The sequence below is a fragment of the Micromonospora cathayae genome (assembly GCF_028993575.1).
Taxonomy (GTDB): Bacteria; Actinomycetota; Actinomycetes; order Mycobacteriales; family Micromonosporaceae; genus Micromonospora; species Micromonospora cathayae.
In genome coordinates this window covers 449113-469373 of sequence record NZ_CP118615.1, presented here as the reverse complement: position 1 = coordinate 469373, position 20261 = coordinate 449113, and the positions used below count along the sequence as shown (strand labels likewise).

Annotated in this window: 17 protein-coding genes; 6 read left to right on the top strand and 11 right to left on the bottom strand. The window is 73.2% G+C overall.

Going from position 1 to position 20261, the window contains the following annotated elements; all coding sequences use genetic code 11:
- The first annotated feature begins 24 nt into the window (after positions 1-24).
- Positions 25-1728 carry an ABC transporter ATP-binding protein gene (locus PVK37_RS02115; RefSeq protein ID WP_275031982.1) on the top strand — a complete coding sequence of 568 codons (1704 nt, stop codon included), beginning with the start codon at positions 25-27 and terminating at the stop codon, positions 1726-1728.
- Positions 1728-3587 (top strand): ABC transporter ATP-binding protein, encoded by a 1860-nt coding sequence (locus PVK37_RS02110; RefSeq protein WP_275031981.1) that lies wholly within the window; start codon positions 1728-1730, stop codon positions 3585-3587. The genes PVK37_RS02115 and PVK37_RS02110 overlap by 1 nt, the downstream gene beginning before the upstream one ends.
- Positions 3588-3649: 62 nt before the next feature.
- Here the strand turns inward: PVK37_RS02110 and PVK37_RS02105 are convergent, their stop codons facing one another.
- On the bottom strand, positions 3650-4201 hold the full coding sequence (locus tag PVK37_RS02105; protein WP_275031980.1) for a hypothetical protein: 552 nt from the start codon (positions 4199-4201) through the stop codon (positions 3650-3652).
- An 86-nt stretch (positions 4202-4287) separates the two neighbouring features.
- On the opposite strand from PVK37_RS02105, the gene PVK37_RS02100 reads away from it, so the two are divergent.
- Positions 4288-4890: a CGNR zinc finger domain-containing protein gene (locus PVK37_RS02100; protein WP_275031979.1), complete on the top strand. Its 603-nt coding sequence runs from the start codon at positions 4288-4290 to the stop codon at positions 4888-4890.
- Positions 4891-4998: 108 nt separating this feature from the next.
- Here the strand turns inward: PVK37_RS02100 and PVK37_RS02095 are convergent, their stop codons facing one another.
- The 8 genes from PVK37_RS02095 to PVK37_RS02060 all read right to left on the bottom strand — a co-directional run bounded on the left by PVK37_RS02095 (position 4999) and on the right by PVK37_RS02060 (position 14227).
- Positions 4999-5760: a DUF4142 domain-containing protein gene (locus PVK37_RS02095; RefSeq protein ID WP_275031978.1), complete on the bottom strand. Its 762-nt coding sequence runs from the start codon at positions 5758-5760 to the stop codon at positions 4999-5001.
- 183 nt (positions 5761-5943) lie between these two features.
- Positions 5944-7125 carry an ROK family protein gene (locus PVK37_RS02090; protein ID WP_275031977.1) on the bottom strand — a complete coding sequence of 394 codons (1182 nt, stop codon included), beginning with the start codon at positions 7123-7125 and terminating at the stop codon, positions 5944-5946.
- A gap of 28 nt (positions 7126-7153) precedes the next feature.
- A complete protein-coding gene (locus PVK37_RS02085; protein ID WP_275031976.1) occupies positions 7154-8413 on the bottom strand; it encodes a sugar ABC transporter permease in 1260 nt (419 codons plus the stop codon).
- Entirely contained in the window at positions 8410-9234 is an 825-nt protein-coding gene (locus PVK37_RS02080; RefSeq protein ID WP_275031975.1) for an ATP-binding cassette domain-containing protein, read from the bottom strand. The genes PVK37_RS02085 and PVK37_RS02080 overlap by 4 nt, the downstream gene beginning before the upstream one ends.
- Before the next feature lie 128 nt (positions 9235-9362).
- A complete protein-coding gene (locus PVK37_RS02075) occupies positions 9363-10466 on the bottom strand; it encodes a sugar ABC transporter substrate-binding protein (RefSeq protein WP_275031974.1) in 1104 nt (367 codons plus the stop codon).
- Positions 10467-10768: 302 nt separating this feature from the next.
- Positions 10769-11248 carry a Cys-tRNA(Pro) deacylase gene (gene ybaK / locus PVK37_RS02070; RefSeq protein WP_275031973.1) on the bottom strand — a complete coding sequence of 160 codons (480 nt, stop codon included), beginning with the start codon at positions 11246-11248 and terminating at the stop codon, positions 10769-10771.
- A 74-nt stretch (positions 11249-11322) separates the two neighbouring features.
- Positions 11323-12561 carry a THUMP-like domain-containing protein gene (locus PVK37_RS02065; RefSeq protein ID WP_275031972.1) on the bottom strand — a complete coding sequence of 413 codons (1239 nt, stop codon included), beginning with the start codon at positions 12559-12561 and terminating at the stop codon, positions 11323-11325.
- Positions 12562-12679: 118 nt separating this feature from the next.
- On the bottom strand, positions 12680-14227 hold the full coding sequence (locus PVK37_RS02060) for a chitinase (RefSeq protein ID WP_275031970.1): 1548 nt from the start codon (positions 14225-14227) through the stop codon (positions 12680-12682).
- 322 nt (positions 14228-14549) lie between these two features.
- Here PVK37_RS02060 and groES point away from each other — a divergent pair, with 322 nt between their 5' ends.
- From groES to PVK37_RS02045, 3 genes are all read left to right on the top strand, one after another.
- Positions 14550-14864: a co-chaperone GroES gene (gene groES, locus PVK37_RS02055; RefSeq protein ID WP_088973172.1), complete on the top strand. Its 315-nt coding sequence runs from the start codon at positions 14550-14552 to the stop codon at positions 14862-14864.
- 70 nt (positions 14865-14934) lie between these two features.
- Positions 14935-16581 carry a chaperonin GroEL gene (groL, locus tag PVK37_RS02050; protein ID WP_275031968.1) on the top strand — a complete coding sequence of 549 codons (1647 nt, stop codon included), beginning with the start codon at positions 14935-14937 and terminating at the stop codon, positions 16579-16581.
- Positions 16582-16751: 170 nt separating this feature from the next.
- Positions 16752-18422, top strand: a complete 1671-nt coding sequence (locus PVK37_RS02045) for a molybdopterin-dependent oxidoreductase (RefSeq protein WP_275031967.1) — start codon at positions 16752-16754, stop codon at positions 18420-18422.
- Between the two features lie 11 nt (positions 18423-18433).
- Here the strand turns inward: PVK37_RS02045 and PVK37_RS02040 are convergent, their stop codons facing one another.
- On the bottom strand, positions 18434-19642 hold the full coding sequence (locus tag PVK37_RS02040; RefSeq protein WP_275031966.1) for a hypothetical protein: 1209 nt from the start codon (positions 19640-19642) through the stop codon (positions 18434-18436).
- A 166-nt stretch (positions 19643-19808) separates the two neighbouring features.
- Positions 19809-20192, bottom strand: coding sequence for a WhiB family transcriptional regulator (locus tag PVK37_RS02035; protein ID WP_275031965.1), 384 nt, complete (start codon positions 20190-20192; stop codon positions 19809-19811).
- Positions 20193-20261 lie beyond the last annotated feature (69 nt).

The following is a 20261-nucleotide window of genomic DNA, read 5'->3' as shown; positions in this document are numbered from 1 at the left end:
CGGGCCGCCTAGCGTCGGGCGGCGATGGTCTCGATACCCGCCGACGATCCCGGCACACCCGACACCCGGTCCCCGACCCGCTACCTGGTGTGGGTGGCGAACCGGAGCCGCCCGACCCTGATCGCCGGGGTGCTGCTCGGCATCGTCTGGATGGTGGCGCAGGCGCTCGTGCCGGCGGTGGTCGGGCGGGCGGTCGACGCCGGGCTGACCGGGCGGGACCTGTCCGCCCTGGTCACCTGGGGGTTGGCGCTGCTCGGCCTGGGCGTGCTCCAGGCGGCCGCCAGCATCCTGCGGCATCGCTGCGCGGTGCACAACTGGATGGCCGCCGCGTACCGGACCGTGCAGCTCACCGTGGTCGCGGCCAACCGGCTGGGCGCCACCCTGCCCCGCCGGGTCGCCGCCGGTGAGGTGGTCAGCATCGGTACGTCCGACATCGCCCACGTGGGCAGCGCCGTCGACATCCTGGCCCGGGGCGTCGGTTCGGTGGTCGCCATCGGCACGGTCACGGTGATCCTGCTGACCACCTCGGTGCCGCTGGGTCTGGTGGTGGTGCTCGGGGTGCCGCTGCTGATGGCGGTGGTGGGTGTGCTGATCCGCCCGCTGCACCGCCGCCAGCAGGCGTACCGGGAGCAGGAGGGGACGCTGGTCGGGCGGGCCGCTGACATCGTCGGCGGGCTGCGGGTGCTGCGCGGCGTCGGCGGTGAGCCGGTGGTGTCCGACCGGTACCGGGCCGGGTCGCAGGCGCTGCGCGCCGACGGGGTGCGGGTGGCCCGGGTCCAGTCGCTGCTGGCGGCGGCCCAGGTGCTGCTGCCGGGGCTGTTCCTCGCCCTGGTCACCTGGTTGGGGGCCCGGTTCGCGTTGCGCGGCCAGATCAGCGCCGGTCAGCTCGTCGCCCTGTACGGCTACACGGCGTTCCTGGTCGGCCCGTTGAGCGCGGTCACCGAGATGATCGAGAAACTGACCCGGGGGCACGTGGCGGCCCGCCGGGTGGTGCGGTTGCTACGGCTGGAACCGGAGCTGACCGATCCGCCCCGCCCGGTGCCGCTGCCGGCCGGGCCGGGTGAGCTGGCCGACCCGGACTCGCGGATGGTGGTCCAGCCCGGTCGCCTGACCGCCCTGGTGGCAGCCGATCCGGCCGAGGCGGTCGTCGTCGTCGACCGGCTGGGCCGGTACGTGGACTCGGACGCGACGCTGCACGGCGTACCGCTGCGGGAGGTGGCGCTGGCGACGGTGCGGGAGCGGATCCTGGTGGCCGACAACGACGCGCACCTGTTCACCGGGGTGCTCCGCGCCGAACTGGACCCGCACGACCGGGCCGACGACGCCACGGTCCGGGCGGCGCTGGTGGCGGCGAGCGCGACGGACATCGTCGACGCGCTACCCGACGGGTTGGACAGTCCGGTGGCCGAGCGGGGCCGGGAGTTCTCCGGTGGGCAGCAGCAGCGGCTCCGGCTGGCCCGGACGCTGGTGGCCGACCCGGAGACGCTGCTGCTGGTGGAGCCGACCAGCGCGGTGGACGCGCACACCGAGGCGCGGATCGCGGCCCGGCTCGGTGCCGCCCGCGCCGGCCGGACCACCCTGGTCTGCACCACCAGCCCGCTGCTGCTGGGGCGGGCCGACCACGTGGTGTTCGTGGTGGACGGCAAGGTGGTGGCCGAGGGCCGTCACGAGGAACTGCTCGCGACCGAGCCGCGCTACCTGGCAACGGTCAGCCGGGGGGAGAGCTGATGGGCGACGTGCTGCCGGTGGCGGACAGCCGGCAGGTCCGGCGGTACGCCCGGGCCCTGACCCGACGGCATCCGGGCGCGTTGGTCACCGCCCTGGGCCTGCACGCGTCGGCGGCGGCGGCCGGGCTGGCCGGGCCGCGACTCCTCGGCGATCTGGTCGAGGGGGTGTCCCGGGGCGACCGGAGCACCCCGGTGGACCGGATCGCCCTGGCCATCGTCGGCTTCGTGGTGGCGCAGGCGGTGCTGCTGCGGTTCGCGCACCTCGCCTCGGCCCGGCTCGGTGAGCGGGTGCTCGCCACGCTGCGGGAGGAGTTCGTGGACCGGATCCTCGCCCTGCCGCTGCACACGGTGGAACGCGCCGGCACCGGTGACCTGCTGACCCGGACGTCCCGGGACGTCTCGGCGCTGTCCCGGACGGTCCGGCTGGCGGTGCCGGAGACCCTGATCTCGATCGTCACCATCGCCTTCATCGTCGGGGCGTTGCTGCTGGTCGGGCCGATGCTGGCGCTGCCCTGTCTGATCGCGGTCCCGGTGATCTGGGCCGGCACCCGCTGGTACCTGCGTCGGGCCACCGACGGCTACCTGCGGGAGAACGCCGCGTACGCCGACATCACCGACGGGATCAGCGAGACCGTCGAGGGGTCGCGGACCACCGAGGCGTTGCGGCAGCAGGCGCGGCGGCGGGCCCGCACCGACGCCGACATCCGCCGGTCGTACGTGGCCGAGCGGTACACCCTGTGGCTGCGGACGGTGTTCTGGCCGGTGGCGGAGATCGGTTACCTGGTGCCGGTGTCGGCGACGCTGGTGATCGGGGGTTGGTTCTATCTGCGGGGCTGGGTGAGCCTGGGGCAGGTGACCGCGGCTGTCCTCTACGTCCAGCAGTTGATCAAGCCGATCGACCAGCTGCTGGCCTGGCTGGACGAGTTGCAGGTCGGCGGCGCGTCGCTGGCCCGCCTGCTCGGCGTGGCCACCCCCGACGAGCCGTCCGCCCCGGCCGTCGGCTCGTCAGCCGGGCCGTCGGTCCCGAGGGGCGGTCCGTCGGTCCCGGTCGGCGGGTCGTCGGGGCTGGACGGCGGACGGGCCGGCCGGCCCGGTCCCGGTCGGCTCGCCGCGCACGACGTCCGGTACGCCTACCGGGCGGGGCGGGACGTGCTGCACGGGGTGACCCTGGTGCCCGAACCGGGGGAGAAGATCGCCATGGTCGGCCCGTCCGGGGCGGGCAAGTCGACGCTCGGCCGGCTGCTCGCCGGGGTGCACACCCCGCGCACCGGATCGGTCACCGTCGACGGTCGACCCCTCACCGGGCTGCCCCTGGCCGAGCTGCGTACCCACGTCGCGCTGGTCACCCAGGAACACCACGTCTTCATCGGTACCGTGCGGGAGAACGTGGCGATGGTCCGTCCGGCGGCGACCGAACCGGACGTCCGGGCGGCGCTGGCCGCGGTCAACGCGCTGGACTGGGCGGATGCCCTGCCGGCCGGGCTGGACACGGTGGTCGGGGCCGGTGGGCATCCGCTGTCGGCGGCGCAGGCGCAGCAGCTCGCCCTGGCCCGGCTGGTGCTGGCGGACCCGCACACGTTGGTGCTGGACGAGGCGACCTCGCTGATCGACCCGAGGGCGGCCCGGCAGTTGGAACGGTCGCTGGCCGCCGTGCTGGCCGGGCGTACGGTGATCGCCATCGCGCACCGGCTCTTCTCCGCGCACGACGCCGACCGGGTGGCGGTGGTGGAGGACGGCCGGATCACCGAGCTGGGCCCGCACGCCGAGCTGATCGCCCGGGGCGGCCCGTACGCCGACCTGTGGCGTTCCTGGCACGGCCCGTACGGTCAGGTTCCGTCCCGTGACGAGCGCGGCCGATGACCTCCGTCCCGCGACGGGCACGGCCGATGACCGAGGAGACGGAACCTGGCCGGGGCGCTCCGCTACCCCTGGTCCGGGGCGTCGCCCAGGGCCAGGCAGACGTTCTCCTGGTCGCCGACGGCGACGGCCAGCCGCCGGGTGCCGTCGGCGTCGAAGGTGATCACGTGCAGTCCGTCGAGCAGGTAGTAGCCCCGGGGGTGGTGGTCGCCGGGGCGGAAGCCGAAGCCCGCCGGGCCGACGATCGTGTAGCGCCGCCAGGTGCCGTCCGGACGGTAGTCGGCGGCCCCGGAGCCACCGGCGTCCCGGCGCGCGGCGCGTCCGGTGTCCCCGTTGACGAAGTCGACGACCAGTGGCCCGGCGAACTCCTCCCGCCGGACCGCGCCGTCGGCGTACCGGTCGACCACCCGGACCCGGACGTCCTGGCTGACCACCCGGACCTGGAGTGGGAACGTGCAGTACTGGCCGGCGGGCGCGGTCCACTCCTCCTGCACCCAGGTACGCCACGGCTCCGGTTGGTGGCGGGGGAACGCGCCCGCCGGGGTGGGGGCCACCGTCGTACCGGCCGCGAGCAGTACCGCCGTCGTGAGGAGTGCCGTGACCAGTCTGCGGAGCACCGTCATCACCTAACCATTCAACGAGGATTAACCGGTGTGCAGAGGTTTACTGGTTAATCGCCGTCGGGTCAAGGCATACTGGCCGGGTGCACTGGGTCGACGTCGATGGCTACCCCATGCCGGTGCTGCTCGCCGGCCATCCCGGGTTGGAACTCTGCAACACCTGGGCGGGTTGGTCCGAGCCGCCCGGACCGCACCGGGAGTGGCTGCGCAGTTACCAGCATCTGGCCGTCTGGTCCCGGCACGCGGGCCTGCTGGACGCGGCGACGGTGGCCCGGCTCCGCCCGGCGGCCACCGGGGAGCCCGCCGCGGCCGAGCGGGTACTCACCGAGATCCGGGAGCTGCGGACCGCCCTGCACGACGTTCTCCTCGACCCGGCGAACCGGGCCGCGTTCCGTACCGTCGCCGGGTACGCCGAACGCGCCGCCGCCACCGCGCGGCTCCGGGTCGACGCGACGGGCCTCGCCCGGTGGACCCTGCCCGGGGACGCCGGACTGGACCTGCCGCTGCTCGCCTGCGCGCAGACCGCAGCCGAGCTGCTCGGCACCCCGACCCGGGCCCTGGTCCGTGCCTGCCCCGGCGACGACTGCGGGTGGCTCTTCGTCGACACCCGGGGCCGACGCCGCTGGTGCAGCATGGCCGTCTGCGGCAACCGCGCCAAGGTCCGCGCCTACGCCGACCGGCACTGACCGGGCAGGCCGGGAGGTACCGGGCGGGGGACCGTGCGGGCAGCTCGGGAGGCGGCCGCGTCCCGTCCCTACGCGAGCGGACGTGGCCCGCCGGGGTCAGCGCCTGGGTCAGCGCCGGGACGGGCGGCGGAGCAGCCGGTGCGTGGTGACGCCGGCGGTGACCAGCGCGGCGGCGAAGACCAGCCAGACCACCGTGGTACCGACCGGGAGGTCGCGGCCGGGATTGGCGGCGGCCACGGCCAGCAGCGAATCCTCCTGGGGCGCGGGCAACGCGGCCGGCGGAAGTTCGGCGTACCGGACCAGGCCGGTGCTCTCCAGCATGGACATGTGGTGCAGGACGAACTCGTTGGCGTCGTCGGCGAGCTTGCGGACGGTGGCGTCCCGGGTGCTGGCCCGCACCGCCGAGATCACCGGCAGGATCTTGCCGTGGGCCACCCGGAGCCGGGTCACGAAGATCTGGTCGAAGCGGGCGCCCGAGGCGTTCTGCATCTCGGCCAGCCAGCTCTTCTGTTCGGCGGTGGGCTCGTCCGGGATGGTCGCGCCGAGCCGGTTGGCCGCGTCCACCACGAGCTGGTCCAGCTCCCGGTGCTCGTCGGCGATCCCCGCGCCGATCTCGCGGACCTTCGGCAGGTTGCCCTTCTCGGCCGCCATCTGCCCGGCCGGCATCTCCCAGAGCCCGGCCAGGCGTACCCCGTTGAGCAGGGTCATGTCGGCGGCGTTGAGCTGCTTCGGGCCGGCCGGCGCGGCCACCGCCACCCCGGACCACCCGGCGACGACGGTGGTGAGGAGCGTGAGGAGCAGGAACGCCAGCCCTGACCGGGCCGGCCGGCGACCGGCGGGTGCCCGCCGTACGGATTCCAGCGGTGCCATGCTGCGGTGCCTCCTCGAACCGGACCGACGACGTCTGTCCCCGGACCGGTCGCACCGGCCGTCGGGTCGCCCGGTGGTACGGACACCGACCCCGATCGGTTCACCGGTCCTGCTCGGTTCACCAAACCGATCGGCTCACCGGTCCCGATCGGTTCACCGGCCGACGCGGGCGGGACCGGTCGGTCAGGTGGCGTCGAGGGGGTCGGCGAGGAGACGTTCGAACGCCAGCTCCGCCGCGCCGATCAGGGCCGCGTCCTCACCCAGCACCGGGGTACGCAGCCGGACGTGCTCCCGGCAGGCGGGCAGCGCCATCGAGTTGAGCCGGCTGCGCACCTGGGCCGCCGCGGCGAGGTAGAGGTCCCGCAGGGTACCGCCGAAGATGACCATCTCCGGGTTGAAGATGTTGACCAGGTTGGCGACGCCGAAGCCGAGCCAGTCGCCGACCTGGCGTACCGCCGCCTGGGCCTTGGCGTCGCCACGGGCCGCCGGATCGACCACCCCCAGCACCGCGTCCTGCCCCTCGTAGCCGTCCCGACCGGCGGCCCGCAGCAGGGCGTGCTCGCCGATCTCGGTCTCCCAGCAGCCCCGGGAGCCGCACCCGCACGGCTGGCCGCCGGGGTTGACCACCATGTGGCCGACCTCGCCGCCGTACCCGCCGTGCCCGGTCACCCGACGCCCGCCGGCGATGATGCCCGCCCCGACGCCCGCGTCACCGTGCAGGTAGATCAGGTTGTCGCAGCCGAACGCCACGCCCCGGACGTGTTCGGCCAGCGCGGCCAGGTCGGCCACGTTGCCGACCGCGACCGGCCGTTCGTCGCCCAGTTCGGCGCGGAGCAGCTCACCGAGCGGCTCGTCGACCCAGCCGATGGTGGGGCTGAGCCGGACCAGACCGTCGTCCCGGCGGACCATGCCGACCACCGCGACGCCCGCGCCGACGCAGATCGCGCCGGGCGGCGCGTACTGGTGCATGTCCTTGACCATGCCGGCGAGCAGCGGCGCGGCCTCCCCGGCCACCGGGCCGTGCGGGCGGGGCAGTTCCCGGCGGTCGAGCACCTCACCGCCGAGCCCGACCCGCGCGGCCCGCAGCCGGTCCACCTCGACACTGAACGCGTACGCGAAGACCCGCGCCGACTCGGGCCGGACGACCAGCGACGGTCGCCCGGCCCGGCCGGTCTCCTTGGGGGTGCCCTCGCTGACCAGGCCGGCGGCGGCCAGGTCGGCGGTGAGCGCCCCGATGGTGCTGCGGTTCAGCCCGAGCGTGTTGGTCAGTTCCGCGCGGGAGGTCGCGCCGTGCACGTGGACGTAGCGGAGCAGCGCGCCGAGGTTCTGCCGGCGGATCTCGTCCTGGCTGGGTCCTGCGCGCATGCTGTCGGTACTCCGGTCGAGGGTCGGGTCAACGGGTGCCGGTGGCGACGGCGCGTCGTCGGGAGAACGCGTCGACGCTCGCGGCGAGCAGCAGCACCACGCCGGTGACCACGTACTTGACCCCGGAGCTGTAGCCCATCAGGCCCATTCCGTTGTCGATGACCGCGACCACCGCGCCGCCGAGCACCGCGTCGAGGACCCGCCCCTTGCCGCCGAAGAGGCTGGTCCCGCCGATCACCGCCGCGCCGACGGCGTAGAGCAGTACGTTACTGCCCCCGGTGTTCGGGTCGACCGAGTTGGCCCGGCTGGCAGCGACGATGCCGCCGACCGCGGCCATCGTCGAGCAGATCACGAAGACCGAGATGCGGATCCGGTCGACGTTGATGCCGGCCCGCCGGGCGGCCTCCTTGTTGCCGCCGACGGCGTAGACGTGCCGGCCGTAGGCGGTGCGCTGGAGGACGAAGGTCCACAGGATCAGCAGCGCGGCGATGATCGGCACCACGATCGGTACGCCCTTGAGGGAGTTGATCAGGACGTTGCGGCTGCGTTCCAGGTTGAGGATGTAGACCGCCACCCCGAGGACGACGGCCAGCCCGCCGATCCGGGCCAGCACCACCGGGAACGGGTCGGTGAGCAGGCCCCGGGCCATCCGCTTGCGGTGGCGCAGCAACTGCACGGCCGCGTACCCGCCGACGACGAGGGCGAAGAACGCCCAGCCCAGCGCCGGGGTGAGGTTGCGGTTGGCGATCGCCACCAGCACGTCGTCGCGGACCGAGATGTTGCTGCCGCCGCTGATCAGCAGCAGCACGACGCCCTGGAAGGCCAGGAAGGCGGCCAGGGTGACCACGAACGACGGAATGCCGATCTTGGCGACCAGGAAGCCCAGGGTCAGCCCGATGACCAGCCCGGTGGCGATGGCCGCGAGCATTGCGACGTACCAGGGCAGGCCGGCGACGGTGACGATGTTCGCCAGCACGGCGGCGCAGACCCCGCTGGCGAAGCCGGCGGAGAGGTCGATCTCGCCGAGCAGCAGGACGAAGACCAGCCCCATCGCGATCAGCGTGACCGCCGCGCCCTGGGTGAAGAGGTTCGCGAAGTTCTGCGCGGAGAGGAACGACGGCCGCATGACCGCGAAGACCGTGCAGAGCACGAGCAGCCCCAGTACGGCCGGCAGCGCCCCGATGTCGCCACCGCGTACCCGGCTGATGTAGTTACGGACGTGGCCACCCACGGTCGGCGTCTCGGTGACCGCCACCGGGCCGACCTTACGCACGGCGGTGCTGGTCATCGCAGGGCTCCTGGGGTGCTGTCGGCGGCCTCGCCGCCGTTGTCGGGGCGACCCGTGCCGTTGCCGGTCGACAGGCCGAGGTTGCCGGTACGGCCGGCGGTGATGAGTTCGACCACCTGGGCGTGGGTGATGTCGGTGGTCTTCACCTGGGCGACCATCTGCCCGAGGTAGAGCGCGGCGATCCGGTCGGAGACCGCGAAGACGTCGTTCATGTTGTGCGAGATGAGCACGACGGCCAGCCCGTTGTCGGCGAGCCGGCGGACCAGTTCGAGCACCTGGGCGGTCTGCGCGACGCCGAGCGCGGCGGTCGGCTCGTCCAGGATCACCAGCCGGCTGTTCCAGAGCACCGCCTTGGCGATGGCCACGGTCTGCCGCTGGCCGCCGGAGAGGCTGGAGACGTGCTGGCGCAACGACTTGACCGTCCGGACGCTCAGCCCGGCCAGGGTCTCCGCCGCCATCTGTTCCATGGTGGGCTCGTCGAGCACGATGCCGGTGCGCTTCTCCCGCCCCAGGAACATGTTCTGCACGATGTCGAGGTTGTCGCAGAGCGCGAGATCCTGGTAGACGACCTCGATGCCGAGCGCGGCGGCGTCCCGGGGACTGTTGATGGTGACCGGCCGGCCCTCGAAGAGGAACTCACCGGCGTCGGTCGGGTAGATGCCGCTGATGCACTTGACCAGGGTCGACTTACCGGCGCCGTTGTCGCCGACCAGTGCCGTCACCTCCCCCGCGTGGGCGGAGAGGGCCACGTCACGGAGGACCTGGACGGGACCGAAACTCTTGTCGATCCCACGTAGTTCCAGCAGGGGGGTGGTGGACACGGGTCTCCTTCGTTCTGTCGAGCCGGTGCGGTCGAGCCGTCGGGGGCGGACCGTCGGGGCGGGCGTCACCCGGGGTGCGGCCGGGTGACGCCCGCTGCCGAGGGGGGTACCGGGCTACCGGTAACGGCTCAGCTGATTCCGGCGTCGGTGCAGAGCTTGGCGTACGCCCCGGTGCAGAGCGCCTCCTTGGTGACGTAACCGTCGGCCACCACGTCCTTGACGTTCTCCTTGAAGATCAGCTTCGGGGTGAGCAGGACGGCCGGCACCTCACGGTTGCCCTCCGGGTCCTTGACCTTCTGGCCGGTCTCCTTGCGCTCGCCCTTGGCCAGCGCGATGGCCAGCTCGGCGGCGGCGTCGGCCTCCTGCTTGACCGCCTTGTAGACGGTCATGCACTGGTCACCGGCGAGGATGTTCTGCAGACCCTGCACGTCGGCGTCCTGGCCGGTCACCGGCACCTTGCCGTTGAGCTTGTTCTTCTTCAGCACCGAGATGACCGCGTTGCCGAGCCCGTCGTTGGCGGAGAGCACGCCGTCGATCTTGCCGCCGGTCTGGGTCAGCATCTGCTCGAACAGGGTGGCGCCCTGGGCCGGGTCCCAGGCCGGGACGGACTGCTCCGGGCCCTTGACGTACTCGCCGGAGTCGAACTTCGGCTTGAGCACCGAGTCGTAGCCGTTCTTGAACAGGGTGGCGTTGTTGTCGGTGGGGGAGCCGTTCAGGTACGCCACGACCGGCTTCTGCACGCCCTTGTCGGTCAGGCACTTGCTCAGGCCCTCGCCCTGGAGCTTGCCGACCACCTCGTTGTCGAAGCTGACGTAGTACTCGGCGCTGCCGCCCAGGGTGAGCCGGTCGTAGTCGATGGTCGCCACACCCTGGGACTTCGCCTTGTCCAGCACGGCCTTACCGGTGCCGGAGTCCAGGTTGACGATCATCAGCACGTTGACCCCGCCGGTGATCATCTGGTCGGCGATGGTCTGGAACTGGTTCTTGTCGTCCTGCGCGTTCTGGATGGTGTAGTCCACGCCGGCCGCCTTGAAGGCCGCCTCCAGGAACTTGCGGTCGGCGTTCTCCCAACGGCCGGAGGACTTGCTGTCCGGCAGGATGACGCCGATCTTGGCCTTCTTGTCCGAGCCGGCGTCGGTGCCACCGGTGCCGGAGTCGTCGTCGCCGCAGGCGGTCAGGCCGCCGGTGACCAGCAGGCCCACGGTGACGGCGGTGAGGATCCCTCTACGCATGGTGCGGGGTTCCTTTCGGGGTGGGGGTGTGATGTTTTGTTGTGCCCGGCAACGTATTTCGGGTCACACCTGAAGCGCAAGAGTGTCGAGGTCGCCGGTTTGTTGGCGGCGGTAACAATTCAGCAACGCCGACGAAACCCCCTGGTCGCGCGACTGTCGCCGGCCCCGACCACAGCGAAGGCGATCAACCTGTGGGACGGCCGGGGTGGTCAGGCGACGGCGGTCAGCCCGCCGGACGGTCGGGGCGGTCAGCCGGTGGCGGTCAGCGTGCCGGACGGTCGGTGGTGGTCAGCCGGGAGCGGTCAGCCGGTGGCGATCGGGGCGGTCGTCGCCCCGGTCAACGCGACCAGGTCCGCCGGGGCGAGCTGCACCTGGAGCCCACGCCGGCCGGCCGAGACGTAGACCGTCGGAAAGCCCAGCGCGGAGGCGTCCAGCACCGTCGGCAACCGCCGGCGCTGGCCCAGCGGGCTGATCCCGCCCCGCACGTAGCCGGTGGTCCGCTCGGCCAGGGTCCGGTCGGCCAGCACCGCCCGCTTGCCGCCCGCCGCCGCGGCCAGCGCCTTCAGGTCCAGCTCGCCGGTGACCGGTACGACCGCCACGGTCAGGCCGCCGTCCACCTCGGTGACCAGCGTCTTGAACACCTGCCCGGCCGGTACGCCGAGCGCCGCCGCGACCTCCGCGCCGTAGTGGGGCGTGTCCGGCGAGACGTCGTACGGGTGCACGCTGTGCCGGACCCCGCGCTTCGTCAGCAGCGCCGTCGCCGGTGTTCCCCGTCCCGCCACGGCGTCAACCTAGCCGACCGGCCCGGCCGGCGCCCCGGTGCCCTGGCCTGTCGCCACGGCCGGTGCCCGGTGACCTAGCCGACCGGCCGGCCGAGCAGCACGGTGGGTGCCCCGGCGACCCGGGTGAGCACCAGACTCGCCGGCTGGTCGCCGGAGAGCCGCAGGTCCCGGCGCAACTGCTCCGGTTCCAGCGCGGACCCGCGCTTGAGGATCTCCACCCGGCCCACCCGCCGTTCGCGCAGCAGCGCGCGGAGCCGCTTCAGCGAGAACGGCAGCACGTCGGTGATCTCCAGGCAGCGGGCGAACGGTGTCCGGACCGGGGTGTCCGCGTACAGGTAGGCGATGCTCGGGTCGGCGATCCTCGCGTCCAGCTCCGTCGCCAGCTCGGCGACCAGGTGGGCACGGACCACCGCCGGGTCCGGGTCGTACAGGTACCGCCGCACCGGCCCGACAGCGGCCTCGGCGGCACCGCTGCCGGTGAGCTGTACGCCGGTGAACTGTCCGGCGGTGGGCTGTCCGGTGGTGGGCTGCCCGCCCGAGGGGCGGTCGCCGTCGCGGCACACGGTGGCGCGGCGGGGGACCTCCGCGAGCCGGCCGCACCACAGGGCCGCCTCGACCAGGTCACCACGGACGCTCACCCACTCGGCCTCGGCACCCGGTGGGATCAGCGCGTGGTCCAGCCCGGGAGCCACCTTGACCACGGTGCACGGCACCCGCTCGGCCAGGTCGGTCACGAAGTCCCACGGCGGCGAGTACGCGTTCGGGTCGAAGACCCGTCGTCCGGTGCCGGCCTTCCGGCGGGCCGGATCGCAGAAGGCCGCGTCCACCCGGGTCACGTCGAAGGCGGTGGCGTCGCCGCACTCGACGGTGAACAGGTCGGCCAGCCCGGCCGCCTCGGCGTTGGCGGCGGCCAGCGCGGCGGTCAGCGGGTCGGCCTCCACCCCGTACACCCGGATGCCGGCGCGGGCGGCGGCGAGCGCGTCCGCGCCGAGACCGCAACCGAGGTCGGCGAGGGTGCGTACCCCGGCGGCGCGCAACCGCTCGGCGCGCCGGTCGGCGACCTCCCGCCGGGTGGCCTGTTCCAGGCCGGGGCGGGTGAGGAACATCCCGGCCGCCGCCGGCCCGAACTTGCCGGCCGCCTTCCGGCGCAGCTCCGCCTGGGTGAGCGCCGCCGCCGCGAGCCCGGCCGGCAGACCGGCCGAGCGGAGCGCCGCCGCCGCGGTCAGCGGGTCACCGCCGGCCACCCGGGTCGCCGCGGCGAGCGCGGCCGACCCCTCGGGGGTACGCAACGCGCGGAACTGGTCGAGATCCACCGGCCCATTCTGGACCCACCCGGCACCGGCGGCGGCGACCCCCTCACGGGCCACCGCCGAGGTCCGACGGCGTGCGGCGGGGTCCGGGCCCCGGCGGCCCGGACCCCGCCGCTGCGGGTCAGGGCAGTGCCCGCAGGAACGGACCGTGCTGGAGGCGGAACTCCCAGGCGTAGAACCGGTCCCAGTTGATCGACCAGGTCATCAGCCCCCGGAACGCCGGGTTGGTGCCGCTGCGCGGCGTGTACGACCCGCAGCTCTGCCCCTTGACGAGACAGGTCACCGCGGCCTGCACCCCGGCCGGGGCCAGGTAGCCGTTGCCGGCACTGGGCGACGAGGGTGCCCCGAAGGCGACCTGGTCCTCGCGCAGCGGCGGGAAGACCCGGTCCCGGTTGCCGGCCACCGGGAAGCCGGCGAGCAGCATGTCGGTCATCGCGACGTGGAAGTCGGCGCTGCCCATCGTGTGGTACTGGTCGTCCAGCCCCATGATCGGCCCGGAGTTGTAGTTCTGCACGTGCAGCACGGTGAGGTCGTTGCGCAGGGCGTGGATCACCGGCAGGTACGACCCGGCGCGCGGGTCCTGCCCGCCCCACGGGCCCGACCCGTAGAACTGGTAGCCGAGCTGGACGAAGAACGTCTCCGGCGCCATGGTGAGCACGAAGTTCGCTCCGTACCGCTGCTTGAGGGTGCGGATCGCGGAGATCAGGTTGACGATCACCGGTGTGGTCGGGTTGCGGAAGTCGGTGTCCCCGGCGTCCAGGTAGAGCGAGTGTCCCTCGAAGTCGATGTCGAGCCCGTTCAGGCCGTACCGGTCGATGATGGCGGCCACCGACCGGACGAAGGTGTCCCGGGCGGCGGTCGTGGTGAGCTGGACCTGGCCGTTCTGCCCACCGATGGAGAGCAGCACCTTCTTGCCCTGTGCCTGCTTGGCGCGGATGGCCGCGACGAACTCGGCCTCGGTCTCCACGCCGGGGCACTCGGTCGGCGGGCAGAGCTGGAACCGGATGTCGCCCGAGGTGACGGTGGTGGGTTCGCCGAAGGCCAGGTTGACGATGTCCCAGTCGGCCGGCACGTCGGCCATCCGCAGGTAGCCCGAGCCGTTGGCGAAGCTGGCGTGCAGGTAGCCGATCAGCGCGTGCCGGGGCAGCCCCCCGGCCGGCGGTGTGGTGGGCGGCGGTGTGGTGGGTGGGGCGGTCGTCGGCGGTGCGGTGGTGGGCGGTGCGGTCGTCGGCGGTGCGGTGGTGGGTGGCGGTGCGGTGGGGGTGCCGCCGCCGCAGGGCGCGCCGTTGACCGTGCAGTCGGTGGGGGAACCGGAGCCGGTGACCAGGAAGCCGAACGACACCGAGGCGCCGGGGGCGACGGTGCCGTTCCACGAGCGGTTGGTGAAGGTGTGCCGCTGGCCGACGCTGCTCACCGTGGCGTCCCAGTAGGAGCCGAGCGTGGTGCCGGTCGGCAGGCTGAACGCGACCTGCCAGCCGGTGATGGTGGCCGGACCGCCGTTGGTGACGGTGTAGCGGCCCTCCCATCCGGTACCCCAGTCGGCGGTCTTCACGAGGGTGGCGGTCGGGCCGGCGGCCTGTGCCGGGGTGGTCAGGGCCAGGGTGGTGGCGGTGACGGTGGCCCCGACCGTGACCAGGGCCAGGAGCAGTGTTCGGGCAGGGCGACGCATCCGGACCTCCCGGTTCGAGGGCCGTCGGATCGACGGATGGCTAATTATTAAGATTCTTAACTGTAATTGTCCAGAGGTGACCCCGGGCTCGTCCGGCGCGACGCGGGCCGACTTCGTTGGCACTCTCCTTGACGGAGTGCTAGCGGCGGCATAATCTGCGATTAGCACTCTCCCATGGAGGGTGCCAGCCCCCGGGTCTCGCCCGGAGGTTCAAACGCCAGGCGGACCGGCACCCGCGACGACGGCCCCGCCCGGTGGCATGTGGCAGATTGACGCTGGTCGGCAGTGCCGGCCGGTAACGAAACCAGTACCCCAGGAGGGTATGCCCGTGACTACCGCGACCAAGGTTGCGATCAAGCCGCTCGAGGACCGGATCCTGGTCCAGGCGAACGAGGCTGAGACCACCACGGCGTCGGGCATCGTGATCCCCGACACCGCCAAGGAGAAGCCGCAGGAGGGCACCGTCCTCGCTGTCGGCCCGGGCCGGATCGACGACAAGGGCAACCGGATCCCGGTTGACGTCGCCGTCGGCGACACCGTCATCTACTCGAAGTACGGCGGCACCGAGGTCAAGTACGCCGGCGAGGAGTACCTGGTGCTCTCCGCCCGCGACGTCCTCGCGGTCATCGAGAAGTAAGCAACCGATCAGTGCTGCTGCCCCGGTCCGGCTCGCCGGGCCGGGGCAGCAACGCTTGAAGGGATAATCCATGGCGAAGATCCTGAGCTTCTCGGACGATGCCCGGCACCTGCTCGAGCACGGTGTCAACGCCCTCGCGGACGCGGTCAAGGTCACTCTCGGCCCGCGCGGGCGCAACGTCGTCCTGGACAAGAAATTCGGTGCGCCGACGATCACCAACGATGGGGTCACCATCGCCAAGGAGATCGAGCTCACCAACCCCTACGAGAACCTCGGCGCGCAGCTGGTCAAGGAGGTGGCGACGAAGACCAACGACGTCGCCGGCGACGGGACCACCACCGCCACCGTGCTCGCCCAGGCCATGGTCCGCGAGGGCCTGCGCAACGTGACCGCCGGGGCCAACCCGGCCGGTCTGAAGCGGGGCGTCGACGCCGCCGCCGCCAAGGTCTCCGAGGCGCTGCTGGAGCGGGCCGTCGAGGTGGACGACAAGAAGTCGATCGCCCACGTGGCCACCATCTCGGCGCAGGACGCCACCATCGGTGAGCTGATCGCCGAGGCGATGGAGAAGGTCGGCCGCGACGGTGTCATCACCGTCGAGGAAGGCTCCACCCTGCACACCGAGCTGGCGGTGACCGAGGGCCTCCAGTTCGACAAGGGCTTCATCTCGCCGAACTTCGTCACCGACCTGGAGTCCCAGGAAGCGGTGCTGGAGAACCCGTACATCCTGATCACCACGCAGAAGATCTCCGCGATCGAGGAGCTGCTGCCGCTGCTGGAGAAGGTCCTCGCCGACAGCAAGCCGCTGCTGATCATCGCCGAGGACGTCGAGGGTCAGGCGCTGTCGACGCTGGTGGTCAACGCGCTCCGCAAGACCCTGAAGGTCTGCGCGGTCAAGGCCCCCGGCTTCGGTGACCGGCGCAAGGCGATGCTCCAGGACATGGCGATCCAGACCGGCGCCGAGCTGGTCGCGCCGGAGCTGGGCTACAAGCTCGACCAGATCGGGCTGGACGTGCTCGGCACCGCCCGCCGGGTGGTCGTCGACAAGGAGAACACCACCATCGTCGACGGTGGTGGCCGGGACACCGAGGTCGCCGACCGGGTCGCGCAGATCCGCAAGGAGATCGAGGCCTCCGACTCCGAGTGGGACCGGGAGAAGCTGGCCGAGCGGCTGGCGAAGCTCTCCGGCGGCGTCGCGGTCATCCAGGTGGGCGCGGCGACCGAGGTCGAGATGAAGGAGCGCAAGCACCGCATCGAGGACGCCATCGCCGCGACCAAGGCCGCGGTCGAGGAGGGTACGGTCCCCGGCGGCGGTGCCGCCCTGGCCCAGATCCTGCCGGCGCTCGACGACGACCTCGGCTTCACCGGGGACGAGAAGGTCGGTGTCTCGATCGTGCGTAAGGCGCTGGTCGAGCCGCTGCGCTGGATCGCCCAGAACGCCGGCCACGACGGCTACGTCGTCGTGCAGAAGGTCATCGGCAAGGAGTGGGGCCACGGTCTCGACGCCGCCACCGGCGAGTACGTCGACCTGACCAAGTCCGGCATCCTCGACCCGGTGAAGGTGACCCGTAACGCGGTCACCAACGCCGCTTCGATCGCCGGCCTGCTCCTCACCACCGAGAGCCTGGTGGTGGAGAAGCCGGAGAAGGCCGAGCCGGCCGCCGCCGGTGGTCACGGTCACTCGCACGGGCACGGTCACCAGCACGGCCCCGGCTTCTGACGCGCGGAGGGACCCTGCCTGAGCCCCCGGGCAGCGGAAGGGTCCCTCCACCGTCGCAGGGCACCGATCCAGGGCACCGCACCGCACACCGCGGGGGTGCCCTGGATCTTTTGTCTTACCGGTCGGTGACGTGGGTGGTCGGGCGACGGCGCAGTGGCGAGGATGGGAGGGTGGCGGACAGCGGCAGGGTGTGGCGGTTCGGGGCGCTGGCGGGGGTCACCGCCGGGGCGGTGGCGATCGGGGTCGCGGAACTGGTGGCGGTGGCCACCGGCCCCCGGTCCGCGCCCCTGGTGGCGGTCGGAGGCGTGGTCGTCGACACGGTGCCGGAGCCGCTGAAACAGTTCGCCATCGACGTCTTCGGCCGGTACGACAAGGTCGCCCTGCTGGTCGGTACGGCGGTGCTGCTGGCGGCCTTCGCCGCCGGGCTGGGTGTGCTCGCCACCCGGCGGCTCGCCCCGGCGGTGGCCGGCGTCGTCGCCTTCGGGGCGCTCGGCGCGGTGGCCGCGCTGACCCGGCCGGGCGCGGACGCGCTCGACGTGCTGCCCTCGCTGACCGGTGCGGCGCTCGGTGCCGGGGTGCTCTGGCTCTGCACCGCCGGCCCGCTGGAGCCTGACCCCTGGCCCTGGTCGCCACCCGCACCACCCCCCGCGACACCCGCCACCGAGCCGGCCACTGCCGGGTCGTCGCCTGCCGAGCCGGCCGCTGCCGAGCGGGTCCGTGCCGAGCCGGTCCCTGCCGGGTCGGCGCGTCGTCCGGGCGGGGACGAGACCGACCCGGAGTCGCGGCGACGCTTCCTGACCGGGACCGGGGTACTGCTCGGCGCGGCGACCGTGGCCGGACTGGGCGGCCGATGGCTGGCCGGTCGACGGGGTGTCTCGGCGGCCCGTTCGGCGGTCGCCCTGCCCACCCCGGTCGCCCCGGCCCCGCCGGTGCCGGCCGGTGCCGACCTCGGGCTACGCGGGCTGGCCCCGTACGTGACGTCGAACGCGGGCTTCTACCGGATCGACACCGCGCTGGTCGTGCCGCAGGTCGACCCGGGAACGTGGCGGCTGCGCGTACACGGCCGGGTCCGCAACCCGTTCGAACTGAGCTTCGCCGAGCTGCTCGCCCGTCCGATGGTGGAGCGGTACGTCACCCTGGCCTGCGTCTCCAACGAGGTCGGCGGGGACCTGGTCGGCAACGCCCGGTGGCTCGGCGTCCCGGTGAAGGAACTGCTGGACGAGGCCGGCCCGCTCGACGGCGCGGACCAGGTGGTGAGCCGGTCGGTGGACGGCTGGACCTGCGGCACCCCGACCGAGGTGCTGCGCGACGGGCGGGACGCGCTGCTCGCGGTGGGGATGAACGGCGAGCCGCTGCCGGTCGAGCACGGGTTCCCGGTCCGGATGGTGGTACCCGGGCTGTACGGGTACGTGTCGGCCTGCAAGTGGATCACCGAGCTGGAGCTGACCAGTTTCGCCGACTTCGACGCGTACTGGGTGCCCCGTGGCTGGTCGGCGCGGGGGCCGATCAAGACGCAGTCCCGGATCGACACGCCCCGACCCCGCAACCGGCTGACCGCCGGCCCGGTGACGGTGGCCGGGGTGGCCTGGGCCCAGCACCTCGGTATCCGCCGGGTCGAGGTACGCGTCGACGAGGGGGAGTGGCAGCAGGCGACCCTGGCCGCCGCCGTCTCCACCGACACCTGGGTGCAGTGGTCCTGGCGGTGGGCGGCCACCCCGGGCGAGCACACCCTCCAGGTACGGGCCACCGACGCCAGCGGGGCTACCCAGCCGGAGCGACGTGCGCCGGTCGCCCCGGACGGGGCCACCGGCTGGCACACCGTCCGGGTCACCGTCGACTGACAGCTGCCCGGTCAGGCCGGGTCGGCGTACCCCCAGGCGACCTCGGGGGCGAGCCGGGCGGCCCAGGTGGGGCGGAACTCCGGCGTACGGCGGTCCATCTCCTGGCGCAGCGCGTCGAGCCAGATCGGGTGGCGGTCGTCGGCCGGCAGCCAGTCCGGCACCGTGTCGTAGTACCGCTCGACGGCGTACCCGTCGGGGGTGGTCTCCAGCCGCAGGTGGAACCAGCGGCCGTGCTCCGGATGGGCCTCGGCCGCCCGGAGTTGCCGGACCAGTCCGGCCAGCTCCCGGAAGGCCGTCCAGCCGTCGCCGAAGACACCGGCCGGCGGGCGCGGCCCGGGGACCGGACGCAGGCCGGTGTCGGTGACCTCGACGAGCAGCAGGCACCGTCCGTCGCCGTCGGGTGTGTGCCCCCGTACCCAGTCGACCAGCGCGGTCAACTCGGCGGTGGGTGCGGTCGGCGGGCGCTGCCGCTCGGTGGCGGCCCGCATCGCGGCACGGACCAGCTCCTCGTGCTGGGTGCCGCTGAGCTGCCGGATCCGCCGCCGGGGCACCTCGGTTCCGGCCGGTACGGACGGCAGGGCGCTGCCCGGGGTGAGGCCGGCGTCGGCCGCCACGGTCAGGGCGGCGGCCAGGTCGACGGTCCTGTGTCGCAGTCGGCCGAGCAGGCCGGTGAGGTCAGCCGGGTCGAGGGTGCGGGCCTCGGCGGCGACGCGCAGCCGGGCGGCGGCGCGGGCCAGGTCGTCCCGCTCCGCCGGACCGGCCGGTTCGTGCCCACCCCACTCGGTGACCACGTCGGACAGTTGGCCTTCGAGACGGTCGGCGTCGAGCAGGGCCCCGACGGTGGCGGTCAGCCCGTCCGCCAGACCGGCCGGGTACGGCACCCGGGACCATTCCCGGTCGTACCAGTGGACGTAGCCGAGCTGGTCGTCGGCGACGTACCGGAGCAGTTCCGGCCAGGGCAGCCAGGCGGGCGCGCCGGCGAGCAGGTCGACCGGGGGTGTGGCGTCCACGGTGTCGCTGTACTCGTGGTCGTACCCGAACAGCACCGCCCGGCCACCGTCGACCCGGACCAGTCGGGCCCAGTTCCCGCCGTGGTCGTCGTGGTGGGCCCCGTCCGCGGCGCACCAGTACACGTCGTCGTGGCCGAGGGCGGTGAGGGCGGCGGAGAGCAGGCCCCACCGGGTCCAGAGCAGGTCCGGTTCGCAGATGTCGGTCCGCATCGGGCCCATGGTGCCGGACGGCGTGCTGCCGCGCCCCGGCAGGGGACGCGGCAGCGATGGTCGGTGTGCGCGTCAGGCGACGCTGTGCCGGGCGGTCACAGCGTCAGGCGACGCTGCCGGTGGTCGGTGTGCGCGTCAGGCGGTCCTGCGCCCGGCGGTCACAGCGTCAGGCGACGCTGCGCTGGGCGGGCACGGTGGACTTGTGCGGGCGACCGAGCCGGGCCTCCAGCCGGGCGACGTCCACCCGGTGGCCGCGCCGGTCGGCGAGGTCCTCCCAGCCGAGGGCGAGCAGGCGGAGCCGCTCGGACTCGCTGAAGCCACCCCACACGCCGTACGGCTCGCGGACGGCGAGGGCGTGCGCGGCACACTCGGCGCGTACCGGGCAGGCCCGGCAGACCGACTTGGCCCCTGACTCGCGGCGCAGCCGGGAGGAGCCGCGTTCACCGTCCGGGTGGAAGAACTGCGCACTGTCACGACCCCGGCAGGCACCGAGCCGCTGCCAGTCCCACAGGTCGACGATGGGTCCGGGCAGTCTACGTACGTTCGACATCAGCACCCCTCCTCCCGCGCGGCACCGCCGCGATGGTCAGTACGGCCAGTCCCGGGCGGCGGTTGTGCG

Bases quoted from the DNA above. Each gene is read 5' to 3' on its own strand.
- PVK37_RS02075 (WP_275031974.1), bottom strand. From the start codon at position 10,466: ATGCGTAGAGGGATCCTCACCGCCGTCACCGTGGGCCTGCTGGTCACC.
- PVK37_RS02040 (WP_275031966.1), bottom strand. From the start codon at position 19,642: ATGCGGACCGACATCTGCGAACCGGACCTGCTCTGGACCCGGTGGGGC.
- PVK37_RS02115 (WP_275031982.1), top strand. From the start codon at position 25: ATGGTCTCGATACCCGCCGACGATCCCGGCACACCCGACACCCGGTCC.
- groES (WP_088973172.1), top strand. From the start codon at position 14,550: ATGCCCGTGACTACCGCGACCAAGGTTGCGATCAAGCCGCTCGAGGAC.
- PVK37_RS02085 (WP_275031976.1), bottom strand. From the start codon at position 8,413: ATGACCAGCACCGCCGTGCGTAAGGTCGGCCCGGTGGCGGTCACCGAG.
- PVK37_RS02035 (WP_275031965.1), bottom strand. From the start codon at position 20,192: ATGTCGAACGTACGTAGACTGCCCGGACCCATCGTCGACCTGTGGGAC.
- PVK37_RS02095 (WP_275031978.1), bottom strand. From the start codon at position 5,760: ATGGCACCGCTGGAATCCGTACGGCGGGCACCCGCCGGTCGCCGGCCG.
- PVK37_RS02090 (WP_275031977.1), bottom strand. From the start codon at position 7,125: ATGCGCGCAGGACCCAGCCAGGACGAGATCCGCCGGCAGAACCTCGGC.
- PVK37_RS02060 (WP_275031970.1), bottom strand. From the start codon at position 14,227: ATGCGTCGCCCTGCCCGAACACTGCTCCTGGCCCTGGTCACGGTCGGG.
- groL (WP_275031968.1), top strand. From the start codon at position 14,935: ATGGCGAAGATCCTGAGCTTCTCGGACGATGCCCGGCACCTGCTCGAG.
- PVK37_RS02110 (WP_275031981.1), top strand. From the start codon at position 1,728: ATGGGCGACGTGCTGCCGGTGGCGGACAGCCGGCAGGTCCGGCGGTAC.